This is a genomic window from Streptomyces sp. NPDC044704 (genome assembly GCF_056433525.1).
In genome coordinates this window covers 349,059-373,260 of the sequence record NZ_JBWKGY010000003.1, presented here as the reverse complement: position 1 = coordinate 373,260, position 24,202 = coordinate 349,059, and the positions used below count along the sequence as shown (strand labels likewise).

The 24,202-nt window shown below is 73.3% G+C and carries 19 protein-coding genes; 11 read left to right on the top strand and 8 right to left on the bottom strand.

Going from position 1 to position 24,202, the window contains the following annotated elements:
- Nucleotides 1–36 precede the first annotated feature (36 nt).
- Together AC07B0_RS09200 and AC07B0_RS09195 are read right to left on the bottom strand one after the other, a co-directional pair.
- The gene (locus AC07B0_RS09200) at nt 37–1,068 is read right to left on the bottom strand and encodes a DUF4034 domain-containing protein (RefSeq protein WP_478897437.1); all 1,032 of its coding nucleotides are present in this window, start codon (nt 1,066–1,068) and stop codon (nt 37–39) included.
- A gap of 153 nt (nt 1,069–1,221) precedes the next feature.
- On the bottom strand, nt 1,222–2,340 hold the full coding sequence (locus AC07B0_RS09195; protein WP_478897435.1) for a hypothetical protein: 1,119 nt from the start codon (nt 2,338–2,340) through the stop codon (nt 1,222–1,224).
- Nucleotides 2,341–2,488: 148 nt separating this feature from the next.
- Here AC07B0_RS09195 and AC07B0_RS09190 point away from each other — a divergent pair, with 148 nt between their 5' ends.
- A complete protein-coding gene (locus tag AC07B0_RS09190; RefSeq protein ID WP_356880586.1) occupies nt 2,489–3,646 on the top strand; it encodes a cystathionine gamma-synthase in 1,158 nt (385 codons plus the stop codon).
- 31 nt (nt 3,647–3,677) lie between these two features.
- Here AC07B0_RS09190 and AC07B0_RS09185 read toward each other — a convergent pair whose 3' ends face one another.
- The 3 genes from AC07B0_RS09185 to AC07B0_RS09175 form a co-directional block, all read right to left on the bottom strand.
- Nucleotides 3,678–3,929, bottom strand: coding sequence for a hypothetical protein (locus AC07B0_RS09185; RefSeq protein ID WP_356880584.1), 252 nt, complete (start codon nt 3,927–3,929; stop codon nt 3,678–3,680).
- Nucleotides 3,926–4,423, bottom strand: a complete 498-nt coding sequence (locus tag AC07B0_RS09180) for an RNA polymerase (RefSeq protein WP_469376539.1) — start codon at nt 4,421–4,423, stop codon at nt 3,926–3,928. Before AC07B0_RS09180 ends, AC07B0_RS09185 begins: the two co-directional genes overlap by 4 nt.
- A gap of 81 nt (nt 4,424–4,504) precedes the next feature.
- A complete protein-coding gene (locus AC07B0_RS09175) occupies nt 4,505–5,026 on the bottom strand; it encodes a MarR family winged helix-turn-helix transcriptional regulator (RefSeq protein WP_356880580.1) in 522 nt (173 codons plus the stop codon).
- A gap of 260 nt (nt 5,027–5,286) precedes the next feature.
- On the opposite strand from AC07B0_RS09175, the gene ilvA reads away from it, so the two are divergent.
- The 3 genes from ilvA (at nt 5,287) to AC07B0_RS09160 (ending at nt 8,604) form a co-directional block, all read left to right on the top strand.
- Nucleotides 5,287–6,519, top strand: a complete 1,233-nt coding sequence (gene ilvA / locus AC07B0_RS09170; RefSeq protein WP_356880578.1) for a threonine ammonia-lyase — start codon at nt 5,287–5,289, stop codon at nt 6,517–6,519.
- Nucleotides 6,520–6,688: 169 nt separating this feature from the next.
- Entirely contained in the window at nt 6,689–7,744 is a 1,056-nt protein-coding gene (locus tag AC07B0_RS09165) for an ATP-binding cassette domain-containing protein (protein WP_478897432.1), read from the top strand.
- A 2-nt stretch (nt 7,745–7,746) separates the two neighbouring features.
- Complete coding sequence (locus AC07B0_RS09160) at nt 7,747–8,604, top strand: ABC transporter permease (RefSeq protein ID WP_478897599.1); 858 nt, start codon at nt 7,747–7,749, stop codon at nt 8,602–8,604.
- A gap of 90 nt (nt 8,605–8,694) precedes the next feature.
- Here AC07B0_RS09160 and greA read toward each other — a convergent pair whose 3' ends face one another.
- Complete coding sequence (greA, locus tag AC07B0_RS09155; protein WP_356880572.1) at nt 8,695–9,192, bottom strand: transcription elongation factor GreA; 498 nt, start codon at nt 9,190–9,192, stop codon at nt 8,695–8,697.
- 250 nt (nt 9,193–9,442) lie between these two features.
- A complete protein-coding gene (locus tag AC07B0_RS09150; RefSeq protein WP_356880570.1) occupies nt 9,443–9,862 on the bottom strand; it encodes a DUF4307 domain-containing protein in 420 nt (139 codons plus the stop codon).
- Nucleotides 9,863–9,969: 107 nt separating this feature from the next.
- Here AC07B0_RS09150 and mca point away from each other — a divergent pair, with 107 nt between their 5' ends.
- Both mca and AC07B0_RS09140 read left to right on the top strand, forming a co-directional pair.
- On the top strand, nt 9,970–10,851 hold the full coding sequence (mca, locus tag AC07B0_RS09145; RefSeq protein ID WP_356880568.1) for a mycothiol conjugate amidase Mca: 882 nt from the start codon (nt 9,970–9,972) through the stop codon (nt 10,849–10,851).
- A 2-nt stretch (nt 10,852–10,853) separates the two neighbouring features.
- Nucleotides 10,854–11,093 (top strand): hypothetical protein, encoded by a 240-nt coding sequence (locus AC07B0_RS09140; protein WP_356880566.1) that lies wholly within the window; start codon nt 10,854–10,856, stop codon nt 11,091–11,093.
- A gap of 253 nt (nt 11,094–11,346) precedes the next feature.
- Here the strand turns inward: AC07B0_RS09140 and AC07B0_RS09135 are convergent, their stop codons facing one another.
- Nucleotides 11,347–14,904, bottom strand: coding sequence for a tetratricopeptide repeat protein (locus AC07B0_RS09135; RefSeq protein ID WP_478897430.1), 3,558 nt, complete (start codon nt 14,902–14,904; stop codon nt 11,347–11,349).
- A gap of 300 nt (nt 14,905–15,204) precedes the next feature.
- Between AC07B0_RS09135 and AC07B0_RS09130 the strand changes: the two genes are divergently transcribed.
- From AC07B0_RS09130 to AC07B0_RS09110, 5 genes are all read left to right on the top strand, one after another.
- A complete protein-coding gene (locus AC07B0_RS09130) occupies nt 15,205–17,259 on the top strand; it encodes a thioredoxin domain-containing protein (protein ID WP_478863406.1) in 2,055 nt (684 codons plus the stop codon).
- A 239-nt stretch (nt 17,260–17,498) separates the two neighbouring features.
- Nucleotides 17,499–18,779 carry a glycosyltransferase gene (locus AC07B0_RS09125; protein WP_356880560.1) on the top strand — a complete coding sequence of 427 codons (1,281 nt, stop codon included), beginning with the start codon at nt 17,499–17,501 and terminating at the stop codon, nt 18,777–18,779.
- Entirely contained in the window at nt 18,776–20,503 is a 1,728-nt protein-coding gene (locus AC07B0_RS09120) for an ArnT family glycosyltransferase (protein ID WP_478897428.1), read from the top strand. The genes AC07B0_RS09125 and AC07B0_RS09120 overlap by 4 nt, the downstream gene beginning before the upstream one ends.
- Before the next feature lie 6 nt (nt 20,504–20,509).
- Nucleotides 20,510–21,709 carry a glycosyltransferase gene (locus tag AC07B0_RS09115; RefSeq protein ID WP_469376546.1) on the top strand — a complete coding sequence of 400 codons (1,200 nt, stop codon included), beginning with the start codon at nt 20,510–20,512 and terminating at the stop codon, nt 21,707–21,709.
- A gap of 23 nt (nt 21,710–21,732) precedes the next feature.
- Nucleotides 21,733–24,150 carry a galactose oxidase-like domain-containing protein gene (locus AC07B0_RS09110; protein ID WP_478897426.1) on the top strand — a complete coding sequence of 806 codons (2,418 nt, stop codon included), beginning with the start codon at nt 21,733–21,735 and terminating at the stop codon, nt 24,148–24,150.
- Nucleotides 24,151–24,202: the final 52 nt, after the last annotated feature.

The following is a 24,202-nucleotide window of genomic DNA, read 5'->3' as shown; positions in this document are numbered from 1 at the left end:
CGGTGCCGGGTGTGCGGCGGGGAGGCCGCGGGCGGGTCAGCCGCGGCGTGCGCCGTGGGCGGCGCGCCCCCGGGCGAGGTCGAACGCGGCCACGGGACCGGCGTCGTCGGTGTTCCAGGGCGCGGCGCCGCAGTGGGGTCCGAGGGCGCGGAACTGGGCGAGCGCCGCGGCGTGCAGTCCGGCCTCGTCCAGGCGGTGCGCGAGCCGGTGGCGCAGCCGGGGCAGTCCCTCGTGGCCGGCGGGTACGGTCTCCAGCCGGCGGGCGACGTCGGTGAGCACGGCCCGGTTCCGTTCGGAGCGGGCGGTACGGGAGGCGCGGGAGCCGCGCAGTTCGTCCAGCGCGAGGAGGTAGACCCCGGGCAGGAGGCAGCCGGCGGGGGCCTGGGCGACGGCCCGCTCGGCGAATTCGGTCATCAGGTCGTCGGAGCCGTGCCACTTCGTGCACCAGTACTGCATGGCCTGCCAGTGGGCGGCGGTGTGGTGCGGGGCGCGGCGGGTGAGGTTGCGCCACAGGTCACCGAACTGGCTGTGCGAGTACGACAGGGCCCGCGCGGCCGTGATCATGACGACCCAGGGGGCCGGGTCCTCGGGGGCCAGGTCGGCGGCGCGCTGCGCGGCGGCCACCGCGGCGGGCAGCTGCGCCATGAACCGGTTCATGTCCCCGTCCGGCACCTCGCGGGCGACGGCGGAGCCGCGGACCGCCCAGGCCCGGCTGACCAGCAGGTGGGCGTGCACGGTGGCGGCGTCGCCGTCGGCGGGTTCGGCGGCGCGCCAGTCGGTGAGCCAGCGGTCGTCGGCGCCCGCGAGCCGGATCAGCAGCTCCAGCCGGGTCCAGCGCTCGTCCCAGTCCGTCCCGGCCGCCCGGACGTGGGCGGCGGCGGGCCGCCACTCGCCGGCGTGGGCGGCGGCGGCGACCCGGCCGCGCTCGGCCGCGCGGGCCGGGTCCCCCTCGGGGCCCGCGGTGAGCGGGTCGAGCCGTTCGCGGGGGAGGAGGCCGAAGGCCGCCGGGTCGAAGCGGGTACGGGCCCAGCGGGTGGCGAGCGCGCGGGCGGCGCGATTGACGATCACGGCCGGAATCATGCGGCCTGATCCTCACTTACGGCAACTTTATTGGCCAACGATCTTCCGGGGGTTCCCGGGAGACCTCCCAGGCCGTTCCCCAGAGACCTCCCCGGCCGTTCCGGCGAGACCTCCCCGGCCATCCCGGAGAGACCTCCCAGGTCAGTGCGGCAGCGTCGCCGGAGACCCGCCGTTCGCCTCGTACCCCGCCACCGCCAGCGCCCGGTACACCGCGTACGTCGCCGCCGGGTCCGGAGCCGTCGACCACGGCAGCGCGCCGACGTACCCGTCCACGTGCCGCACCTGCTCGATCGCCTCCGCCCAGCGCTCCATGTTCACGAGGAACACCAGCAGCAGGTGCCGTACGTGCGCCAGCATCGGGTCGTCCGCGCGCGCCGTGCGGACCGCGTACATCGCCCCCTCCACCGCCCGCGTCACGACCGCGCTCTGGTAGAAGCCCTGCACCAGATTGACCTCGGGCAGGTGCTCGTACACCGCGAACAGCGGCAGCGCCGCCAGCAGCGAACCCTGCGGGGCGCGGGCGGCGGCCGCGTGCGCGAACGCGTCGGCCTTCTCCCGCGAACCGTGCCACTTCTCGCACCAGTAGTGCAGGGCAGCCAGGTGCGCGCCCATGTGCTGCGGCGCCACGTCGATGATCTTCGCCCAGAGGGCGTCGAACTCCGCCTCCGAGTAGCCCAGCGCCCGCGCGACCGCCAGCTCCGTGATGTGCGGGACCGGGTCGCCCGGGGCCAGCAGCGCCGCCTTGCGGCACGCGTCCCGGGCCTCCTCCAGGATGATCCGGTGGTCGGTGGAGCCCACGCCGCCCGAGTGCCGCCACGCCTGCTGCACCAGCAGCTCCGCGTGCACCTGCGCACCGCCCGCGTCCTTCTCCGCCTCCAGCCGCCAGGCCTTCAGCCACTGCGCCCCGCCCCCGGGCTGCCGTACGAGCTCCAGCGCCGCCGCCCCGCCGAAGGACTGCACCCGCTGCCAGCGCTGCTCGCCCTCCTTCGGGGTCCCCGCGAGCAGGGCCGAAGCGGCCTGCCAGTGACCGCTGCGCTGGACGTTGCCCAGAGCGTCCATCAGGTCCTGGTCGGGCCCGGGCACCCGGATGTCCAGCTGCTCCTCCTGTACGAAGCCGTAGTCGGACGGGTCGGCGGCGTCGGGGCTGCCGGGCGCCACCCGGCGGATGCCGCCGCCGTAACCGCCCCGCGCGCGGCGCACGATCGGCATCGCGACGGCCACGACCAGGACCACGGCCATCAGGACCAAGAGAATCTCCATACCGCCAAGCGAACCAGACGCACGGGGGCTAAGGCCAATGGTCCGGCTCCCGGACCCCGCTCCAGGTCAGGAGGCCAGGTCAGCGGCCCGTCGCCCACCCGTCAGGCCAGGAGAGGACCACGGCCCGGACGGGGCATAGCATCTGCCCATGAGCGACGACAGCCACGAGCACCAGAGCTTCGAGACCCGCGCGATCCACGCGGGCAACTCGGCGGACCCGCTGACCGGCGCGGTCGTGCCCCCGATCTACCAGGTGTCCACGTACAAGCAGGACGGCGTGGGCGGTCTGCGCGGCGGCTACGAGTACAGCCGCAGCGCCAACCCGACCCGTACCGCGCTGGAGGAGAACCTCGCGGCGCTGGAAGGCGGCCGCCGCGGCCTCGCCTTCGCGTCCGGGCTCGCCGCCGAGGACTGCCTGCTGCGCACCCTGCTCTCCCCGGGCGACCACGTGGTCATCCCCAACGACGCCTACGGCGGCACCTTCCGCCTCTTCGCGAAGGTCGTCTCCCGCTGGGGCGTGGAGTGGTCGGTGGCCGACACCTCGGACCCCGCGTCCGTGCGCGCCGCCCTCACCCCGAAGACGAAGGTCATCTGGGTCGAGACCCCCTCCAACCCGCTGCTCGGCATCACGGACATCGCCGTGGTCGCCGACATCGCGCGCACGGCCGGCGCCAAGCTGGTCGTCGACAACACCTTCGCCTCCCCCTACCTCCAGCAGCCCCTCGCGCTCGGCGCGGACGTGGTCGTGCACTCCCTGACGAAGTACATGGGCGGCCACTCCGACGTCGTCGGCGGCGCCCTGGTCACCGCGGACGAGGCCCTCGGCGAGGAACTGGCCTACCACCAGAACGCGATGGGCGCGGTCGCCGGGCCCTTCGACTCCTGGGTCGTGCTGCGCGGCATCAAGACCCTGGCCGTGCGCATGGACCGGCACGCGGAGAACGCGGGCAAGATCGTGGAGGTGCTCAAGCGCCACCCGAAGGTCACCCAGGTCCTCTACCCGGGCCTGCCCGAGCACCCGGGCCACGAGGTCGCCGCGAAGCAGATGCGCAACTTCGGCGGGATGCTCTCCTTCCGCGTCGAGGGCGGCGAGGAGGAGGCCGTGGCGGTCTGCGGCCGCACCAAGATCTTCACCCTCGCCGAGTCCCTGGGCGGCGTCGAGTCCCTCATCGAGCACCCGGGCCGGATGACCCACGCCTCGGTGGCCGGCTCGGCCCTGGAGGTCCCGGCGGACCTGATCCGCGTCTCCGTCGGCATCGAGAACGCCGACGACCTCATCGCGGACCTGACCCAGGCCCTCGGCTAGTCCGTACCCGGTCCCCTTCGCCCCTGGAGCGCTACCAGCCCTCCAGGGGCGGGGAGATGCCGCTCGGCGGCGTCACCCACGGCCGGGTCAGCGAGGCCCACACCGTGAAGGCCACCGCCGCCGCGAACAGCAGCGACCAGCCCAGGCGGCGCAGGGCCCGGCGGCGGCGCAGCAGCCGCCGGCCGTGCGTGGCGGCAGCCGCCGCGAGACCGGCCGGAACGACCGGATGCGGACCCTCCAGCAGCGCCCTGACCTGGGCCTCCTTACGGTCGAGGGAGCTCATGCCGCCCCTCGCCGGGATGCGCTGTCGGCCCCGTCGGCCGGTCCCGGGCCCCCGCCGGCCCCCGCGCCCGGCCCCGCCCGCATGATCGCGACGGCCCGGTTGCAGACGGCCTCCACCCGCTCGGGCGGCAGCCCCAGCTGGGCGGCCGTGACCTCCTCGGCGACACCCTCGTAGACCCGCATGACCAGCACGAGCCGCTCCAGCGGGCTCAGCCGCGCCAGGACCCCGGTACCGCCCGGGTGCCGCCAGGCCGTGCGGGCGTACGCGGCGCACAGCTCCTGCCGGGTGTGGTCGTACGGATCGTCGCCGCGCAGCCTGCTCCAGTGCGCGTACGTACGGGCCAGCGCCCCCGCGAGCAGCCGGCGCGCCGCCCCGGCCTCGGACGGGGGTTCCGCCGTCAGCAGGACCGCGACGTGCAGCAGCCGCCCCGCCGCGCCCGCGACGAAGGCCTCGAACTCCGGGTCGCGCCCCGAACGCCGGTCCACAGCCCACATACTGCGGCCGGTGCCACCACCCCGGTCAAGGGGTCGGACGGACCCGGATCGCCGCGCGGGCGTCCGGGGGGCGCCAGGGGCTCAGGAAGCCGGACCGCCCTCGACGGCGGCCGCCATCAGCTCCGACAGCGACAGGTTGAAACGGGTCAGCAGCGTCGTGAAGGACTCGCGCTCCTCCTCGGCCCAGTCCTCGGTCACGCGCGCCATCAGCTCGCGCCGCGAGGACCGCACCTCCTCCAGGCGGGCCAGCCCGCGCGGGGACAGCGCGAGGACCACGGCCCGCCCGTCCTCGGGGTGCGAGGTCCGCTTGACGAGACCGCTGTCGACGAGCGGGGCGACCTGCCGGGTGACCGTCGACGAGTCGATGCCCATCCCGCCCGCGAGGGCCTTGACGCCCATCGGGCCTTCCAGGTCGAGCCGGTTCAGCAGCAGGTACGCGGCGCGGTCCATCGAGTTGCGCGCCTGTCCGACGCCGCCGAGACGGGTCTGCTCCGCCCGCCGGGCGAACACCGCGACCTGGTGCTGGAGCGCGTCGAGGAGACCCGCTCCGGCGGGCGCTTCGGCCGCCGTGGGCAGGTCGGAACTGGCCGGGATGGAGGGCATGGCCGTGGGCTCTCTTCGCATGGGGCCGACAAGGATGGGGGACAGAGTACGCGGCCGTGCGGCGGCTCGTACGCCGCGTACGAGAACTGGTACGGCCCACGGGCCCGGCCGCGCCGGGGCCGTCCCGGATGGCGAGATTTCGCCCCTTCCGCCCGTGCCCCGCGGCGGCCCGCCTAACCCGTGCCGTCCGCCCCCGCCCGGCCGGTCCCGGCCCCGGCCGTCCATGAGCCGTGACCTGCGGGGGCTGCGAGACTGGCCGTATGAACTACCGCGTGCCCCAGCCCGTCCCCCAGGTCATGCTCGACGACGTCCGCGGGGCCCAGAAGATGCTCTCCGGCGTTTCCCGGGTCACCCCGATGGAAGGCAGCCGGCACCTCTCCTCGCTCACCGGCTCCCCGGTCCACCTCAAGTGCGAGAACCTCCAGCGGACCGGCTCCTTCAAGCTGCGCGGCGCGTACGTGCGCATCGCGGGCCTGCGCCCCGAGCAACGGGCGGCCGGGGTCGTCGCCGCGAGCGCCGGCAACCACGCGCAGGGCGTCGCCCTGGCCTCCTCGCTCCTCGGGGTCCGCTCCACGGTGTTCATGCCCGTCGGCGCCCCGCTGCCGAAGGTGGCCGCGACCCAGGAGTACGGCGCAGAGGTCCGCCTGCACGGCCAGGTCGTCGACGAGACCCTCGCGGCCGCCCAGGACCACGCGGACCGCACCGGGGCGGTGTTCATCCACCCCTTCGACCACCGCGACATCATCGCCGGCCAGGGCACGGTCGGACTGGAGATCCTGGAGCAGTGCCCCGAGGTCCGCACGATCCTCGTCGGCATCGGCGGCGGCGGACTCGCCGCGGGCGTCGCGGTCGCCGTGAAGGCCCTGCGCCCCGACGTCAAGGTCATCGGCGTGCAGGCGGCGGGCGCGGCCGCGTACCCGCCCTCGCTGAAGGTCGGCCACCCGGTGTCGGTCGACAACCCGGTCACCATGGCCGACGGCATCAAGGTCGGCCGCCCCGGCGACATCCCCTTCCACATCATCGGCGAGCTCATCGACGACGTGCGCACCGTCTCCGAGGACGCCCTCTCCAGTGCCCTGCTCCTGTGCCTGGAGCGGGCGAAGCTGGTGGTCGAGCCGGCCGGGTGCAGCCCCGTCGCGGCGCTGCTGAGCGAGCCCGAACTGTACGGTGCCGGGCCGGTGGTCGCCGTCCTGTCCGGCGGGAACGTCGACCCCCTGCTGCTCCAGCGGATCCTGCGCCACGGCATGGCCGCCGCGGGCCGCTACCTGTCGCTGCGGCTGCGGGTCGCCGACCGGCCGGGCGCCCTGGCGGGCCTGCTCGGGGTGCTGTCCGAGCTGGACGCGAACGTGCTGGACGTCAGCCACGTACGGACCGACCCGCGCCTCGGGCTCACCGAGGTCGAGGTGGAACTGCACCTGGAGACGAAGGGGCCCAAGCACTGCGCGGAGGTGGCGCGCTCGCTGCACGGGGCCGGGTACACGGTCATCGGCTGACACCCGCGGGCCGGAAGACGGGTGGCCAAAAAGGCGTGGCACGGCTCGATATGACGCGTACCGTGAGGGGCGCCGGGCGCGGCTCGTCCGGCGCCCCTAGGATTTGCGTAGGAAAGTCCTGATTTTCCGGCCCGAAACCATCTGGCCTGATTGCTCTGGGAGAATCCGTATGCCAGGCGCCATCTACGCCGAAGGACTCGTCAAGACCTTCGGTGACGTACGGGCACTGGACGGCGTGGACCTCGACGTCCCCGAAGGCACCGTGCTGGGCCTCCTCGGCCCCAACGGCGCGGGCAAGACCACGACCGTGCGTGTCCTGACCACCCTCCTCCAGCCCGACAGCGGCCGGGCCGTCGTCGCCGGGATCGACGTCCTCAAACATCCCAACGAAGTCCGCCGCTCCATAGGCCTCTCCGGCCAGTTCGCCGCCGTCGACGAATACCTCACCGGCCGCGAGAACCTCCACATGGTCGGCCAGCTCTACCAGATGAGCGCCAAGCAGGCCAAGGCCCGGGCCGTCGAACTCCTCGACCGCTTCAACCTCGCCGAAGCCGCCGACCGCCCCGCCAAGACCTACTCCGGCGGCATGCGCAGGCGCCTCGACCTCGCCGCCGCCCTCGTCGTCAGCCCGCCCGTCATGTTCATGGACGAACCGACCACCGGCCTCGACCCCCGCAACCGCCAGGCCCTGTGGGACGTCATCGAGGAACTCGTCGCCGGCGGCACCACGCTGCTCCTCACCACCCAGTACCTGGAAGAGGCCGACCGCCTCGCCCACGACATCTGCGTGGTCGACCACGGCAAGGTCATCGCACGCGGCACCTCCGACCAGCTCAAGGCCCGCACCGGCGGCGAACGCGTCGAGGTCGTCGTGCACGACCCCGGCCACATCACCACCGCGCGCGAGGTCCTCGCCGGCTTCGGCAAGGGCGAGGCCACCGTCGAGGCGCACACCCGCAAGCTCACCGTGCCGGTCGCGGGCGGCGCCAAGCTCCTCGCCGAGGTCATCCGCGAACTCGACGGCCGGGGCGTCGAGATCGACGACATCGGCCTGCGCCGGCCCACCCTCGACGACGTCTTCATCTCCCTCACCGGCCACGCGGCCGAACTCAAGGCGGACGAGAACGGCGACGGCCGGGCCCCCGGGGCCGGCCCCGACGCCCCGGCCGCGCCCGCGACCGACGCCAAGGGCCGCAAGGCGACGCGCAAGGAGGCCGCGCAGTGACCATCACCTCCCCCACGCGGGAACTCGCCGCCCCCCGCCCGCGCGGCGGCATCGCCCAGAGCGTCAAGGACTCCCTGGTGATCGCCAAGCGGAACCTGATCCGCATGACCCGGATCCCCGAGATGGTGCTGTTCGGGCTGATCCAGCCCGTGATGTTCGTGATCCTCTTCACGTACGTCTTCGGCGGCTCCATGCAGATCGGCACCAGCACCGACCCGGCCGTCTACACGAACTTCCTCATGGCCGGCATCTTCGCGCAGACCGTCACCTTCGCCACCGCCGGCGCGGGCGCCGGCATCGCCGACGACATGCACAAGGGCCTCATCGACCGCTTCCGCTCCCTGCCCATGGCACGCGGCGCCGTCCTCACCGGCCGCACCATCGCGGACTCCGTACAGACCGCGCTGACCCTGTTCGTCCTCGCGATCGTCGCGCTGATCGTGGGCTGGCGCCCCGGCTACGCGGAGCCGACCAACATCGGCAAGGTCCTCGGCGGCTTCGGACTGCTGCTCCTGCTGGGGTACGCCTTCACCTGGATCGGCGCGCTCATCGGCCTGTCCGTGCGCACCCCCGAGGCGGCCACCTCCGGCGGGCTGATCTGGCTCTTCCCGGTCACGTTCATCTCGAACGCGTTCGTGGACACCAGCAACATGACCCCCTGGCTGCGCCACATCGCGGAGTGGAACCCCTTCAGCGCCACCGTGCAGGCCTGCCGCAAGCTCTTCGGCGACCCGGGCCTGTCCACCTCCGAGGCCTGGCCGATGCAGAACCCGGTCTGGGCGTCCCTGATCTACTCCCTCGTGATCATCGTCATCTTCCGCACGCTCGCGGTCCGCAAGTACCGCTCGGCGGCGGTCTGAGACACCGGCACCGCGCTCACGACCTCGCGCGCGCACGACAGAGCCCCCGCCCGGACGGATCCGGACGGGGGCTCTCGCGGGAAGGGGTGATCAGCCGTTGAAGGGCTTGACGGCCAGGATCTTCACGGTGGCCTGCTTGCCGTTCGGCAGCTCGTACTGCGCGTCCTCACCGATCTTCTTGCCGTTCACGCCGCTGCCCAGCGGGGACTGCGGGGAGTACGTCTCGAAGTCGGACGACGCGTACTCGCGGGACGCGAGCAGGAACTCCAGGGTGTCGTCCTCGTCGCCGTCGAAGGCGATCGTCACGAGGGTGCCGGGGGCGACCACACCGTCCGAAGCGGGCGCGGTGCCGACCTTCGCCTTCTCCAGGAGCTGCGTCAGCTGGCGCACGCGGAGCTCCTGCTTGCCCTGCTCCTCCTTGGCCGCGTGGTAACCGCCGTTCTCACGCAGGTCGCCCTCCTCGCGGGCGGCTGCGATCTTCGTGGCGATCTCCGTGCGTGCGGGACCAGAGAGGTAGTCCAGCTCGGCCTTCAGCTGGTCGTACGCCGCCTGGGTCAGCCAGGTGACGCTCTCGCTCGTCTGGGTCACGGGTGCTCCTCGTCGGTACAGGGGACTACAAAGCCGCCAGCGGCGGGCGAAACCACGAGCCTAACAATTCGGGAAGAAAAGGGGGAGGACACCATGTGTATGAAGTGTGTCATTGCGCTCCGGACGGACGCCGTCCCCGACCACGCCGCTCCCGCCACGGGAGTGCTCGCACCGCTCGGCGCGGGAGGTCGTCACCCCCAGGATATCGGCGCCCCCGCCCGGGCGCGGCGCCGAAGGCGCGGTCCCCGGATCAGCCGGCGGACGGCCCCGAGGCGGCCTGGCAGCCGACCAGCTCGACCGTCGTCGCGCGCCCGGTGGTCTTCAGGGTGACGAGCTCGTCCACCCGCGTGTCGCGCTGCCCGAAGGTGAAGTCCGCACGGCCGACCTCGCCGTGCTGCTCGTCCTGGGAACTGAGGGTGCAGACACCGGTCACCGAGGACTCCTTGCGGACCTCCAGGTGCACCTTGACCTCGGAGTCCGACACGATCTGGAACTTGATCACCTCGGCGCTCACGCTCTGCCCGCCGACGTAGTCCCAGCCGATCCACCCGACCACGGCCAGCAGCCCCACGCCGAGCACCGATCCGACCACCTTGAGCTTGCGGTCCGAACGCTCGTCCTCGGACCGGCCGTACCGGCCCGAGGGGACCCCTTCGCGCACCGCGCTCATGATCGTTCCTCTCGGCGGGGAGGGGTGGGTCACCCCTGGAATTTTCAGTGCCCCCGTTCGGTCACTATAGGAGTCGTCCCGCGCGCCGAATCACAGAGGATCCCGCCTTGACCGAGCAGCTTCGACTGATGGCCGTCCACGCCCACCCCGACGACGAGTCGAGCAAGGGCGCGGCCACCATGGCCAAGTACGTGTCCGAGGGGGTGCCCGTCCTCGTCGTGACCTGCACCGGCGGTGAGCGCGGCTCCGTGCTGAACCCCAAGCTCCAGGGCGACAAGTACATCGAGGAGAACATCCACGAGGTCCGAGCCAAGGAGATGGACGAGGCCCGCGAGATCCTCGGCATCGAGCAGGAGTGGCTCGGCTACGTCGACTCCGGCCTGCCCGAGGGCGACCCGCTGCCGCCGCTGCCCGAGGGCTGCTTCGCCCTCGCGGACGTGGAGGAGGCGGCGGGCGAGCTGGTGAAGAAGATCCGCGCCTTCAAGCCGCAGGTCATCACGACCTACGACGAGAACGGCGGCTACCCGCACCCCGACCACATCATGACCCACAAGATCACGATGGTGGCCTTCGACGGCGCGGCCGACACCGAGAAGTTCCCCGAGGCCGAGTACGGCCCCGCCTACCAGCCGCAGAAGCTCTACTACAACCAGGGCTTCAACAAGCCGCGCACCGTCGCCCTCCACGAGGCGCTCCTCGCGCGCGGCCTGGAGTCGCCGTACGGGGAGTGGCTGGAGCGCTGGAAGGAGTTCGAGCGCACCGAGCGCACGCTGACCACGCACGTGCCCTGCGCCGACTTCTTCGAGATCCGCGACAAGGCGCTCATCGCGCACGCCACGCAGATCGACCCGGACGGCGGCTGGTTCCGCGTCCCGATGGAGATCCAGAAGGAGGTCTGGCCGACGGAGGAGTACGAGCTGGCGAAGTCGCTCGTCGACACCTCCCTCCCCGAGTCCGACCTCTTCGCGGGCATCCGGGAGAATGCGTAGCTATGAGCGCTACGCAGTCAGCCCTGACCCAGCTCCTCCCCCTGGCCGGCGACACCTTCGACAAGAACAAGGTGACCCCCGGAATCCTGGGCTTCATCGTCTTCGCGGCCCTCGCCCTCGGCGTGTGGTTCCTGATGAAGTCGATGAGCCGGCACATGGGCCGGGTCAACTTCCAGGAGGCCCCGGCGCCGGGCGCGGCGCCCACGCCGAAGGACCCGTCCACCCCGGACCGCACCAGCTGACACCCCACGCGAACGCCGCCCCGCGGAGCCCGGGCAGGCCCGTCCCCGGACGGGCCTGACGGCCGGGGCGGCCGTTCCGGACGGGGCCTGACACCGGGGCTGTCCCGCACGGGCCCTGACCGCCGGGGCGGCGCCCCGCCGGTGAGCCCGAGCGAGGGCGGGGGCCGCGCCCCCTGGGCCTGCGGGCGGGCCGGCGTGCCCGCCGGGGGCGGCCGCGCCGCCGGCCCGCCGAGTACGCGGTACGGCCCGCCGGTCACGCCGGGAGCGGCGGTACCGGCACCCCCATGACCTCCCGGGAGCGGAGGTTCGGGACCATCCCCAGCCGCCACGCCTGCCAGCCCTCCGCCGGGTCCACGCCCCGTCCCAGGATCACCCCGTACGTCTCCAGGCAGTCCTCCAGCCGGCCGTCGCGCAGCGGATGCGGGGCCGCCACCAGCCGGCCCACCTCCGCGCGCGCCTCGTCCGCGCCCGCCCCATCCGTGCCCGCCGCGCCCGCGTACGGCAGCAGCGTGCACCGCAGGAAACGGGCCCAGTCCTCGCCGCGCAGGTCCCCGTACGAGGCGAACAGGCCCGCCGCCTCCTCGCACAGCCCCAGCGCCTGCGCGGTCCGCGCGTTGCCCGCGTCGACCACCGCCAGCTCCAGGCAGGTCCACGCCTCGCCGTGCGCGAGCCCGATCCGCCGGAAATCCGCCCGCGCGTCCACCAGCAGCTGACGGGCGAAACCCGAGTTCTTCAGGTTCCCCGTCTGCGCCGCCCGCTGGTCACGCGTGACCCGGCCCGAATGGTGCCGGGCGTACGCCAGCCCGTACACGTCCCGCATCCGCGAGAACATGGTCCGCGCCCGCTCCAGCTCCCGCACCGCCCGGTCCCGCTCACCGCCCTCCTCCAGCGCCTGCCCGAGGTAGTACAGCGTCCACGCCTCCCCCCGCGTGTCCTCCGCCAGCCGGTGACGCGCCAGCGCGTCCCGCAGCCGCTCCTGCGCCGGCCCCGGATCCCCGTCCACCACCCGGGCCCGGCCCAGCTGCGTCAGCGCCCACGCCCGGCCCCGGTCGTCCCGCGTACGCCCGTACAGCTCCAGTGCCCGGCCCAGCTCCGCCTCCGCCCGCGGCACGTCCCCGAGCCGCAGGTACACCTGACCCAGCTGGAAGTGCGCCCACGCCTCCCCGTGCACGCTCTCGTTCTCCCGGTGCAGCTCCGACGACCGCTCCAGCAGCGCCAGCGCCTCCGCCAGGTGCGCCCGGTCGCGCTCCACCGCCGCCAGCGCGTGCAGTCCCCACGCCCGGTCACCCGCCAGCTCCGGCGCCTCCTGCAGCGCCAGCGCCTCCCGGATGCGGGCCGCCGCCTCGGGCAGGTTCCCCTGGTGGTGCAGCGTGATGCCCAGCGAGACCAGGGCCATCCCCGCCCCCGCCTCCTGCCGCGCCTCCTTGTACTGGTCGACCAGGGAGCTCAGCGACGTACGCGCCTTGTCCAGCTCGCCCAGCTGACGCGCCGCGATGCCCGTGCGCCACTGCACCGAACGCGCGAGCCGCCCCTGGTCGGCCGGCGCCGGCTCCTCGGCCCCGGCCGGCCGGGCCCGGCCCACCGCCCGCGTCAGCTCGTCGATCTCACCCAGCCGGTACAGGTCCCCGCGCAGCAGACAGAAATCGCACAGCGCCCCCAACAGGTCCAGGACCGCCTGCTGGTCCACCCCCTCCGCGTGCCGCAGGGCCGCCGTGATGAAGCTGGACTCCTCGTCCAGCCAGCGCAGCGCCGCGTCGAGGGACGCGAAACCGTGCCCCCCGAAGCGGTTCGCCCGCGTGGACATCTTCCCGTCGACCATCCGGATCACCGCGTCCGCGAGCTGCGCGTAGTCGCGGACCAGCCGCTCCTGCGCCGCCGCGACCTCCCCCCGCTCCTCCTCGGCCGCCAGCCGCGCCGCCGCGTACGCGCGCACCGCGTCGTGCATCCGGTACCGCTCCCCGCGCACGAGGTCCAGCAGCCCCGCATGCGCCAGCTCCCGCAGCAGCCGCCCCGCCTCCGCCCGGTCCGCGCCCGTCAGCGCCGCCGCCGCGGCCGCGCCCAGCGAGGCCCGCCCGGCCAGCGGCAGCCGCCGCAGCAGCCGGCGCCGCTCCTCGGGCAGCCGTACGTACGCCAGGTCCAGGGCGTGCTCCAGCGAACCGTCCCCGCTGTCGGTCGCCCGCGCCGCCCCGAGCGGAGCCAGCACGCGCAGCGCCAGCGGCAGCCCCGCCCCCAGCTCCAGCAGCCCCGCCTCCGCCGCCGGCCCCGGCGCGGCCTCGCCCGCCGCCCGCGCCCCGGACCGCAGCATCTCGGCCGCCTCCGGCCCCGCCAGCCGCACCACCGGCAACTGGTGCACCCACGCCGCCAGGTCCCCGGGCAGCTCCAGCGGCTCCCGCGCCGTGACCAGCACCAGGCTCTCGGAACGCTCCGGCACGAGCGTGCGCACCTGCGCCGCGTCCACCGCGTCGTCCAGCACCACCGTCACCGGCAGCCCCCGCAGGTGCTGGTGGTACAGCTCGCCGAGCCGGCGGACCTGCTGCTCCGCCGAGGCCCCTTCGCGGAACAGCAGCTGCTCGCGCGGGGCGCCGAGCCGGTTCAGCAGGTGCAGCAGCGCCTCCCGGGTGGGCAGCGGGGCCTCCGAGGGCGCCGACCCGCCCCGCAGGTCCACCAGGCAGGCCCCCCGGAACTGGTCCCGCAGCGCGTGCGCCGCCCGCAGGGCCAGGGCTGTCCGGCCGGATCCGGGCTCGCCGTGCAGCACCACGACCACCGGCCGGGTCTCGGTGCTGGCCCGCGCCGCCTGCACCCACTGTGCGATCCGGGTCAGCTCCGTGCGCCGGCCCGTGAACAGGGCGCCCGAGTCCGGGAGCTGCCCGAACGACTGCTCCAGCATCCCGCGCCGCCGCGCCTCCGCGCTCCGGTCCGTCCCGCGCAGCGGAGCGGCCCCGCCCGCGGGCTGCTTCCCGAGTCCCGTCCGTCCGGGTCCGGCCCCGGCGGGTGCGGTTCCACCGGGTCCGGCCGCGTCACGCCCCGCCCCACCGCGCCCGACTCCGGCCCCGGCGGGGGAGGTTCCGCCCGCCCCGGCCGCCGCCCCAGGTCCGGTTCCGGCGGAACCGCCCGGGCCGAGCCCGTTCCCGTTACCGCTCCCGCTCCCGCCCGCCGTCCGGGTACCGGCACCGGCCCCGGCCCCGAGCCCGTTGCCGTTCCCGCCCGGGCCTCCGGCACCGGCGCCCACCCCGCAGTCGGCTCCGGCTCCGGCGCGCGGGGGGATCCGTACCGCCGTCGCCAGGGCGCGCTGGTGTTCCAGGAAGGGACGTATGCCGCGCACCTCCAGCGCCGACAGCCATTGCAGACGCAGCTGTTCGGGGCCGCCCGGGCGGCCCGCGGCCCCGGCCCGCCGGTTCGCGGCCGGGACGTGCACCGCGGTCACCTTCGCCACGGTCGTGGCCGCCCCCGCGACGCCCACGACGAGTCCGGCCCCCAGCGCCGTCCCGGAGGGAACGCCGAGGGCCAGGTCCGCGCCCGCCGCCGCGACCGCGGCGACCGCCGTCACCAGCAGGGCCGTCGAGGTGCTCCCGCTCCGGAAGGCCTCTCCGAGGGTCCGCTGCCCGACCGCGGCCTCGTCCAGCGCCCGGACGTACGCCGCGTACTCCTCGCCCGCCACGGCCGCGAGCCCGTCCAGGGCCTCCAGCCCGCGCCCCAGCAGCGCCTCCCGGTCGGCGGCGGAAACGGGCGAGCCCGCCACACCGCGCCGGGCCTCCTCGTCGACGGCCCGGGCCAGCAGACCCTCGGCCTCGACACGATGGCTGTCCCGCATCGGCATCCTCCTCGCAGAGCTCCGCAAACGTGCGCCAAGTGTCCTGCGGGACGGTCGGGAGCGCGAGTGAATCTGAGCTAGTTCAGAGGGAGTTGACACCCTGGCGATCACATCGGACCCGTCCGCACCCGGCTTCGGTCTTCACCCGCCCCGTGATCGAGCCGGGGCGAAAGGGGGGCCGGAGCCGGGACCCCTCCCGTGGGGCGCGGTGTGGAAATGGGCCGATCGGATCAAGGCCGCACCGGCGGCCCGACGGCCCCGTAACGAGGCACGGACCGAGCGGTGCGGCAGGATGGGCCCATGCCGAACCGCCTCGCGAACGAGACCTCGCCGTACCTGCTCCAGCACGCCGGCAACCCCGTGGACTGGTGGCCGTGGTCGCCGGAGGCCTTTGCGGAGGCGCGGGAGCGGGGCGTTCCCGTGTTCCTGAGCGTCGGGTATTCGAGCTGCCACTGGTGTCATGTTCTCGCCACCGAAAGCTTCGAGGACGAGCTGACCGCCGCGTACATGAACGAGCACTTCGTGAACGTCAAGGTCGACCGCGAAGAGCGCCCCGACATCGACGCCGTCTACATGGAAGCCGTGCAGGCCGCGACCGGGCAGGGCGGCTGGCCCATGTCCGTGTTCCTCACCGCCGACGCCGAACCCTTCTACTTCGGCACCTACTTCCCGCCCGAGCCCCGCCACGGGATGCCCTCCTTCATGCAGGTGCTCGAAGGAGTGCGGACCGCGTGGGTCGGGCGGCCCGAGGAGGTCGCCGAGGTCGCGCAGCGGATCGTACGGGACCTGGCCGGCCGTCAGCTGGACTACGGGAAGGCCGGCACGCCCGGTCCCGAGGAGCTCGCGCACGCCCTGCTCGGCCTGACCCGCGACTACGACGCCGCGCGCGGCGGGTTCGGGGGCGCGCCGAAGTTCCCGCCGTCGATGGTGCTGGAGTTCCTGCTGCGCCACCACGCCCGTACGGGTTCCGAGGGCGCCCTGCAGATGGCCGCCGACACCTGCGAGGCCATGGCCCGGGGCGGCATCTACGACCAGCTCGGCGGCGGGTTCGCGCGGTACTCCGTGGACCGCGAGTGGGTCGTGCCCCATTTCGAGAAGATGCTGTACGACAACGCGCTGCTCTGCCGGGTCTACGCACACCTGTGGCGGGCCACCGGGTCCGATCTCGCCCGGCGGGTCGCGTTGGAGACCGCCGACTTCATGGTCCGCGAACTGCGCACCGACCAGGGCGGTTTCGCCTCCGCCCTCGACGCCGACAGCGAGGACCCGGTCAGCGGCGAGCACGTCGAGGGGGCGTACTACGCGTGGACGCCCGCGCAGCTGGCCGAGGTGCTCGGCGCGGAGGACGGGGCGCTGGCGCAGGCGTACTTCGGGGTGACCGAGGAGGGCACCTTCGAACACGGGACGTCGGTCCTCCAGCTGCCGCAGGAGGGCCCGGCCCTCGACGCCGAGCGGCTCGCCGGGATCAAGGAGCGGCTGCTGGCCGCCCGCGCCGGCCGGCCCGCGCCCGGGCGGGACGACAAGGTCGTGGCCGCCTGGAACGGTCTCGCGATCGCCGCGCTCGCCGAGTGCGGGGCGTACTTCGAGCGCCCGGACCTGGTCGAGCGGGCCACCGAGGCCGCGGACCTGCTCGTACGGGTCCACATGGACGGCAAGGCCCGCCTGGCCCGCACCAGCCGGGACGGGCGGGTCGGTCCGAACGCCGGGGTGCTGGAGGACTACGGGGACGTCGCCGAGGGCTTCCTCGCGCTGGCCGCCGTGACGGGCGAGGGGGTGTGGCTGGAATTCGCCGGCTTCCTCGTCGACCTGGTCATGGCCCGGTTCACCGCCGAGGACGGTTCGCTGTACGACACCGCGCACGACGCCGAGCAGCTCATCCGGCGGCCGCAGGATCCCACCGACACGGCGGCGCCGTCCGGCTGGACGGCCGCCGCCGGGGCGCTGCTGTCGTACGCCGCGCACACCGGTTCGGAGCCCCACCGCACGGCGGCCGAGCGGGCGCTCGGGGTGGTGCACGCGCTCGGGCCGCGCGCCCCGCGCTTCATCGGGCACGGTCTGGCGGTCGCCGAGGCGCTCGTCGACGGGCCGCGCGAGGTGGCCGTCGTGGGTCATCCGGAGGATCCGGCCCGGGCCGCGCTGCACCGTACGGCGTTGCTGGGGACGGCTCCCGGGGCGGTGGTGGCGGTCGGTCCGCCGCGCGCGGCGGACGGCAGCGGAGGCGAGTTCCCCCTTCTGGCCGAGCGCACACTGGTGCACGACCTTCCGACGGCGTACGTGTGCCGCCACTTCGTCTGCGCGCGGCCTACGACCGAACCGGTCGAGCTGGCCGAGCAGTTGGGCACGGTTCGTCCCTGAAGTACCCGGAGTACCGTCAATTCCGGTTGGCATACATCAACTCGGAAACGTGGTTTTTATCTGGGCAGTGCCTCCGCTTCATCTTCCCTGCCTAATCTCATGGCTTCGGGAGAAACCGAGACCGCGCACTGGGGGGTGCGCGACAGGGGGAAGCGGAGGCGGTGGGCCGGGGGGCCCGCGCGTCGCCTCCGGGGGTTCCGATCGCCGCCTGGGGTTGCGGCATGTCTGTGGGGGACAGTTTGTACACGTCTGTGTTCATTTCTGCCATTTCACTGGCGCTCTTCTGGATGGCCGCGTTCACCCTGTGGTGGCAGATGCACGCGTGGCGCACGCCGGAAACGCTGGCCTCTACGCGCTTCGACCGGCCCGACGGCGGCGGCCGGCTGGCGTTCTCGCTGCTGCTGCCGGCCCGTCACGAACAGGCCGTCCTGGAACACACCATCGACCGGCTGCTCGAATCGGGCCACGCCGACTACGAGATCATCGTGATCGTCGGCCACGACGACCCGGAGACGGCGGCGGTCGCCGAGCGGGCCGCGGCCGGGGCGCCGGGCCGCGTGCGCGTCGTCGTCGACCACCACGAGACGAAGAACAAGCCGAAGGCCCTCAACACCGCCCTGCCGCACTGCCGGGGCGACGTCGTCGGCGTCTTCGACGCCGAGGACCAGGTCCATCCGGAGCTGCTCTCGCACGTGGACCACGCCTTCCGGGCCACCGGGGCGGACGTGGTCCAGGGCGGGGTCCAGCTCATCAACTTCCACTCCAGCTGGTACAGCCTGCGCAACTGCCTGGAGTATTTCTTCTGGTTCCGTTCCCGGCTGCACCTGCACGCCGAGAAGGGCTTCATACCGCTCGGCGGCAACACGGTCTTCGTGCGGACCGAGGTGCTGCGCGAGGCGGGGGGCTGGGACCAGAACTGCCTCGCCGAGGACTGCGACCTGGGCGTGCGGCTGTCCTCGGTCGGCAAGAAGGTCGTCGTCGCGTACGACTCCGACATGGTCACCCGGGAGGAGACCCCGGGCTCGCTGATGAGCCTGCTCAAGCAGCGGACCCGCTGGAACCAGGGCTTCCTCCAGGTCTACCGGAAGAAGGACTGGCAGCAGCTGCCCGGGCGCGGGCAGCGCTGGCTGGCCCGCTACACGCTGATGACGCCGTTCATGCAGGCGGCTTCCGGGGTGATCATCCCGGTGAACTTCGCCGTGGCCGTCCTGCTCGACGTACCGGTCGGGGTCGCCATCATCACCTTCCTCCCCATGATCACGGCGATGGTGACCTTCGTGTTCGAGATCGTCGGCCTGCACGACTTCGGCCGTCAGTACGGCCTGCGCGTGCGGTTCGTGCACTACCTCAAGCTCGTCGTCGGCGGCCCGTTCTACCAGGTGATGCTGGCCGGCGCCGCGATCCGCGCGGTATGGCGCGAGCAGCGCGGCCGCAACGAGTGGGAACTGACCAGCCACACCGGCGCCCACCTCACCGGGGCGACGGCTTCCACCGCGATCCGAGAGGACAGCCACCAGTGACCGCCACCCTGCCCACGGCCACTGATCCCCAGCCCGGCGCGGCCGGCACCGCGCCCGCGCCCGGAACCGCCTCCGCCACGACCACCGCGACCGCCACCGCCGCCCCGCCGCGCGTCCCCGCCCAGCGCAGCCGCGGCGGCCTGGGAGTCCGGCCGCCCGCCCCGGCCCGCCCGCTCGTCCGCTTCCGCTCCTCGCGGCCCGATCTGCTGCTCTGCGGGACCCTGCTGCTGGCGATCGTCCTCGTCCAGGGCTGGAACATCACCAACTTCCCGACCCTGAGCGACGACGAGGGCACTTACCTCGCCCAGGCGTGGGCCGTCCAGCAGGGCGAGGGCCTCGCGCACTACACGTACTGGTACGACCACCCGCCGCTGGGCTGGATCCAGGTCGCGGGACTGACCTACCTGCCGTCCCTCTTCGTCCCCGGGTCGATGACCGTCGCGCCGATGCGGTTCTCGATGCTCGCCGTCTCCGCGGCGAGCTCCGTGCTGATCTACGTCCTCGCCCGCCGCCTGTGGCTGCCGCGCTGGGCGGCCGGACTGGCGATGGGGCTGTTCGGGCTGTCCCCGCTCTCCGTGGTGCTCCAGCGGGAGATCTTCCTCGACAACCTCGCCGTCCTGTGGATGCTGCTGGCCTTCTGCCTCGCCGCGTCCCCCAGCCGCCACCTGTGGCACCACTTCGGGTCGGGACTGGCGGCCGCCACCGCAGTCCTGACCAAGGAGACGATGCTGGTGGTGCTCCCGGCGCTGCTGGTGACGATGTGGCGTCACAGCCACCGCGACACCCGTAAGTTCGCCGTCACCGGAGCGATCACCGCCTGCGCCCTGATAGGGCTCTCGTACCCGCTGTTCGCCCTCCTCAACGGCGAGCTGCTGCCCGGCGCCGGGCACGTCTCCCTGATCGACGGCATCACCTACCAGATGGGCCGCCCCGGCTCCGGCTTCATCCTCGACCCCGGTTCCGGTGCGCACGGCGTCTTCCGGTCCTGGCTCTACTACGACACCGTCCTGCCGCTCGGCGGACTGGCCGGCGCGGTCCTGCTGCTGGTCACCACCCGCTGGTCGGTCACCGCCCGCGCGCTGGCCGGCCCCGCCCTGGCCGCCGTGATCCTCGCGGCCGTCGCGATGCGGCCCTCGGGCTACCTGCCCGCGATGTACGTGATCCAGGCCCTGCCGTTCCTCGCCCTGGTCCTCGCCGCCGCCGCGGCCAGCGTCACCCACGCCGTCCTGCGCCGCCGCCGCGCACCCGGCGAGCGGCGGGCACGGGTGTACGCGCGCCGGGCGCTGGTCGGCGTACTCGCCGCGGCCGCGGCGCTCTACGTCCTGCCGCGCTGGTACGAGGGCAACCGCACCGCGCTGACCGTCGACGCCAACGCCCCCTACCGGCAGGCCGCCGCCTGGCTCGGCAGCGAGGTCGCCGACCCGGCGAACACCCGCGTCCTCGTCGACGACGCGCTCTGGCTCGACGCTGTTCACCACGGATTTGAACCCGGACCGGGCGCCATCTGGTTCTACAAGGCGGACCTCGACCCGGCCGTTACCAAGACCCTGCCGCGCGGCTGGCGGGACATCGACTACGTCGTCTCCTCGCCGACCGTGCGTCGTGACGCCACGGACCTGCCCACCGTGAAGGCTGCACTGGAGCACTCGACCGCGGTGGCCGTCTTCGGTACGGGCGAGGACCGCATCGAGATCCGTCGCACCGACCGCGAGAGTGGGAGCTGAACCACCATGAGCGAGGACCTGTGGCCCCCGCACGCCCTGGACGCCCCGCACGTTCCGGATGACGCGGAGGCCCCGGCCCCACGGGCGTGCGGGACCGGCAGCGTCACCCTGATCATCCCGACGTTCAACGAGTCCGGGAACGTCGCGGAACTCCTGAGACGACTCACGGCCTCCCTGCCCGCCCGTCCGCCCTGCGAGGTGCTGTTCGTCGACGACTCCACCGACGACACCCCCGCCGTCATCGAGAAGGCCGCCGCCGGCTGTCCCTTCCCCGTCACCGTCCTGCACCGCGAGCGCCCGGACGGCGGCCTCGGCGGAGCCGTCGTCGAAGGGATCCAACGGGCCGGCTCGGACTGGATCGTCGTCATGGACGCCGACCTCCAGCACCCGCCGCACCTGGTCCCCGAACTCGTCGGCGAGGGCACCCGCACCGGCGCCGACCTCGTCGTCGCCTCCCGCTACATCAGCGGCGGCAGCCGGGCCGGGCTCGCCGGCGGCTACCGCGTCGCCGTGTCCCGGGGCGCGACGTGGCTGGCCAAGGGCCTCTTCCCGCGCGCCCTGCACGGGATCAGCGACCCCATGAGCGGCTTCTTCGCGATGCGCCGCACGGCCGTGACCGCCGACGCCCTGCGCCCCCTCGGCTACAAGATCCTGCTGGAGCTCGCCGTCCGCTGCCGCCCGGCACGGACCGCCGAGGTGCCCTTCGTGTTCCAGGACCGGTACGCGGGGGAGTCCAAGTCCACCGCCCGCGAGGGCCTGCGGTTCCTCACGCACCTGGCCGCCCTGCGCTCGGCGGCCCCGCTCGCCCGGATGATCGGCTTCGGTCTGATCGGGCTCTCCGGGTTCGTCCCCAACCTGCTCGCGCTGTGGCTGCTGACCCACGCCGGGATGCACTACCTCCCGGCCGAGATCGTCGCCAACCAGGCCGGGGTCCTGTGGAACTTCCTCCTCATCGAACAGCTCCTCTTCCGCGACCGCCGCCACCGCCACTGGGCCGACCGGCTCGGCCGCTTCGCGCTCCTCGCCAACGCCGACCTGCTGCTGCGCATCCCGCTGATCGCGCTCTTCGTCGGACGGCTCGGCCTGGACGTCCTGCCCGCCACCGCCCTGGCCCTCGTCACCACCTTCGTCCTGCGCTTCGCCGCCACCGAAGCGCTCGTCTACCTGCCGCGCGGCTCCCGCGCGGCGACCGTCACCAGGAGCTGAGCCGCACCGAAAGGACACCCCTCATGCGAAGGAAGATCCGCCGGAGGGCAGGGCGCCGGGCCGCCCTGCTCGCCGTCGGGGCGATGACCGCGGGCCTGCTGCTCACCGCACCGCAGCAGGCCACGGCCGGACCGCCCAACCTGCTCAGCAATCCCGGGTTCGAGACGGCCGGCGCGGCCGGCTCCGACATGCCGTCCTGCTGGTCCAAATCGGGCTGGGGCGACAACGACTTCACCTTCGCCACCGTCGCCGACGCGCACACCGGTACCAAGGCGATGAAGGTCTCCCTCACCCGCCGCGTGGACGGCGACCGCAAGGCGCTGGTCACCGAGAACACCACCTGCGCCCCCACCGTCGTGCCGGGCCGCCAGTACGACCTGTCCGCCTGGTACAAGTCGAACACCCCGGACGTGTCGGTGACCGTCTTCCGGCACGACACCACCGCCGGCTGGCAGTACTGGACCGACCTGCAGAATCCGCCGGTCAGCGCCGCGTGGGCGCGCACGGAGGTCCGTACGCCCGCCGTCCCGCCGAACACCGACAAGATCGCGTGGGGGCTGTCCGTGTACGGGGTGGGCTCCCTGACCACCGACGACTACGCGCTGGAGGAGGTCGGCGCCGTCCCGCCCCAGCCGGCCTGTACGGGGACGGCCGAGCAGTGCGCGAAGGGCGCGTGGGAGGTGATACCGGCGCAGAACCCGGTGCGTTCGATGCACGCCGTCGTCCTGAAGAACGGCAAGGTGCTGCTGATCGCGGGCTCCGGCAACGACATCGCCCAGTTCAACGCGGGGACCTTCACCTCCGCCGTGTACGACCCGGTGGCCGGCACCTTCAAGACCGTCCCGACGCCCGTGGACATGTTCTGCTCCGGGCACGTGCAGCTGTCGGACGGCCGGGTGCTCGTGATGAGCGGCAACAAGGGCTACCCCTCCGCGGACGGCACGGTCGGCTACCAGGGCCTGAAGGACAGCTACGTCTTCGACCCGGCGACCGAGCAGTACACGAAGACCAACGACATGAACGGCGGCCACTGGTACCCGTCCGCCACCGTCCTCGGCAACGGTGACGTCATCTCCTTCGGCGGCCTCAAGGAGGACTCCACGGGCAACGTCACCGCGGAGAAGTTCTCGGCCGCGCAGCACAAGTGGCTGCCGATGAACCAGGTCAACCAGACCTGGTCGTACTGGGGCCTGTACCCGTCGATGATCCTCATGCAGGACGGCCGGCTCTTCTACTCGGGCAGCCACACCTTCGGCAACGGCACCCCCGGCACCGGCGCCTCCGTCTACGACTACGACGCCAACACCATCACCGACGTGCCCGGCCTGCGCAACAAGGACCAGCGCGACGAGTCGGCGAGCGTCCTGCTGCCCCCCGCCCAGGACCAGCGGGTCCTCACCGTCGGCGGCGGCAACAACGAGACCAACCCGGCCGCCAACCGGCTCACCGACATCATTGACCTCAAACAGCCCGCTCCCGCCTACACCGCTGGCCCCGACCTCCCGCAGGGCCTCGTCGACACCGGCGCGGGCAAGCGCCCGCAGACCGGAGCCGAAGGCAAGATGTACGTGTCCGCCGTACTGCTGCCCGACGGGAAGGTGCTGGAGACCGGCGGCGGCCTCCACGACCGCGCCGACCCGGTCTTCGAGGCCTCCTTCTTCGACCCCACGAACAACACCTACCAGGCGGGCCTGGCCGCCGACCCGATCCCGCGCACGTACCACTCGGGCGCGTTCCTGCTGCCCGACGGCCGCGTCATGTCCGTCGGCGACAACCCCGGCAACGGCACGTACAACCACGCCGTCTTGGTCTACACCCCGCCCTACCTCTTCAAGGGGCCGCGCCCGCGGCTCACTTCGGTGATCGACACGCAGTGGGTGTACGGGGACACGCAGCGGATCACCGTCGACCGGCCCATCGCCAAGGCGGAACTGATCCGCCCGGCCGCGGTCACCCACTCCTCCGACCCGAACCAGCGGTTCGTGGACCTGCCCATGACCGTGGTCAACGGCACCACCGTCGACCTCAACGTCACCAGCAACCCCAACCTGGCGCCGCCCGGCTGGTACATGCTCTTCGGCGTCGACGCGGCCGGCGTCCCCTCGGTGGCGACCTGGGTCCACCTGGGCGGCGCCCCGGCGCTCGCGGCCCGCGGGGAACAGCCCGCCGCGCACGAGCACACCTTCGCGAACGAGCTCGGCGCCCCGAAGAAGAACCCCGCCCGGCGGGACTCGGTGCCCGTCGCGCCGAGCGTGGCCGGCTGCGACCGGCACTACGGAACGGCCAGTGTGTGCGTACCGACCCGGTTCCCGGCGGAGGTGAAACCGACGACGAAGGCCCGCTGCGAGTGGCTGGCCTCCCACCGGTACCCGAAACGCATGAAGGTCAACGGCAGCGACCCGCTGCGCCTCGACCAGGACGGGGACGGTCACACCTGCTGAACGGCTCCGGCCCCCGGCGTGCTGCCGGGGGCCGGAGTCGTACGCGCCGTCG

Excerpts from the sequence above, each read along its gene's own strand:
- AC07B0_RS09195 (WP_478897435.1), bottom strand. The coding sequence starts at position 2,340 with ATGGAGATTCTCTTGGTCCTGATGGCCGTGGTCCTGGTCGTGGCCGTC.
- AC07B0_RS09190 (WP_356880586.1), top strand. The coding sequence starts at position 2,489 with ATGAGCGACGACAGCCACGAGCACCAGAGCTTCGAGACCCGCGCGATC.
- AC07B0_RS09185 (WP_356880584.1), bottom strand. The coding sequence starts at position 3,929 with ATGAGCTCCCTCGACCGTAAGGAGGCCCAGGTCAGGGCGCTGCTGGAG.
- AC07B0_RS09180 (WP_469376539.1), bottom strand. The coding sequence starts at position 4,423 with ATGTGGGCTGTGGACCGGCGTTCGGGGCGCGACCCGGAGTTCGAGGCC.
- AC07B0_RS09175 (WP_356880580.1), bottom strand. The coding sequence starts at position 5,026 with ATGCCCTCCATCCCGGCCAGTTCCGACCTGCCCACGGCGGCCGAAGCG.
- ilvA (WP_356880578.1), top strand. The coding sequence starts at position 5,287 with ATGAACTACCGCGTGCCCCAGCCCGTCCCCCAGGTCATGCTCGACGAC.
- AC07B0_RS09165 (WP_478897432.1), top strand. The coding sequence starts at position 6,689 with ATGCCAGGCGCCATCTACGCCGAAGGACTCGTCAAGACCTTCGGTGAC.
- AC07B0_RS09150 (WP_356880570.1), bottom strand. The coding sequence starts at position 9,862 with ATGAGCGCGGTGCGCGAAGGGGTCCCCTCGGGCCGGTACGGCCGGTCC.
- AC07B0_RS09140 (WP_356880566.1), top strand. The coding sequence starts at position 10,854 with ATGAGCGCTACGCAGTCAGCCCTGACCCAGCTCCTCCCCCTGGCCGGC.
- AC07B0_RS09135 (WP_478897430.1), bottom strand. The coding sequence starts at position 14,904 with ATGCGGGACAGCCATCGTGTCGAGGCCGAGGGTCTGCTGGCCCGGGCC.
- AC07B0_RS09130 (WP_478863406.1), top strand. The coding sequence starts at position 15,205 with ATGCCGAACCGCCTCGCGAACGAGACCTCGCCGTACCTGCTCCAGCAC.
- AC07B0_RS09115 (WP_469376546.1), top strand. The coding sequence starts at position 20,510 with ATGAGCGAGGACCTGTGGCCCCCGCACGCCCTGGACGCCCCGCACGTT.
- AC07B0_RS09110 (WP_478897426.1), top strand. The coding sequence starts at position 21,733 with ATGCGAAGGAAGATCCGCCGGAGGGCAGGGCGCCGGGCCGCCCTGCTC.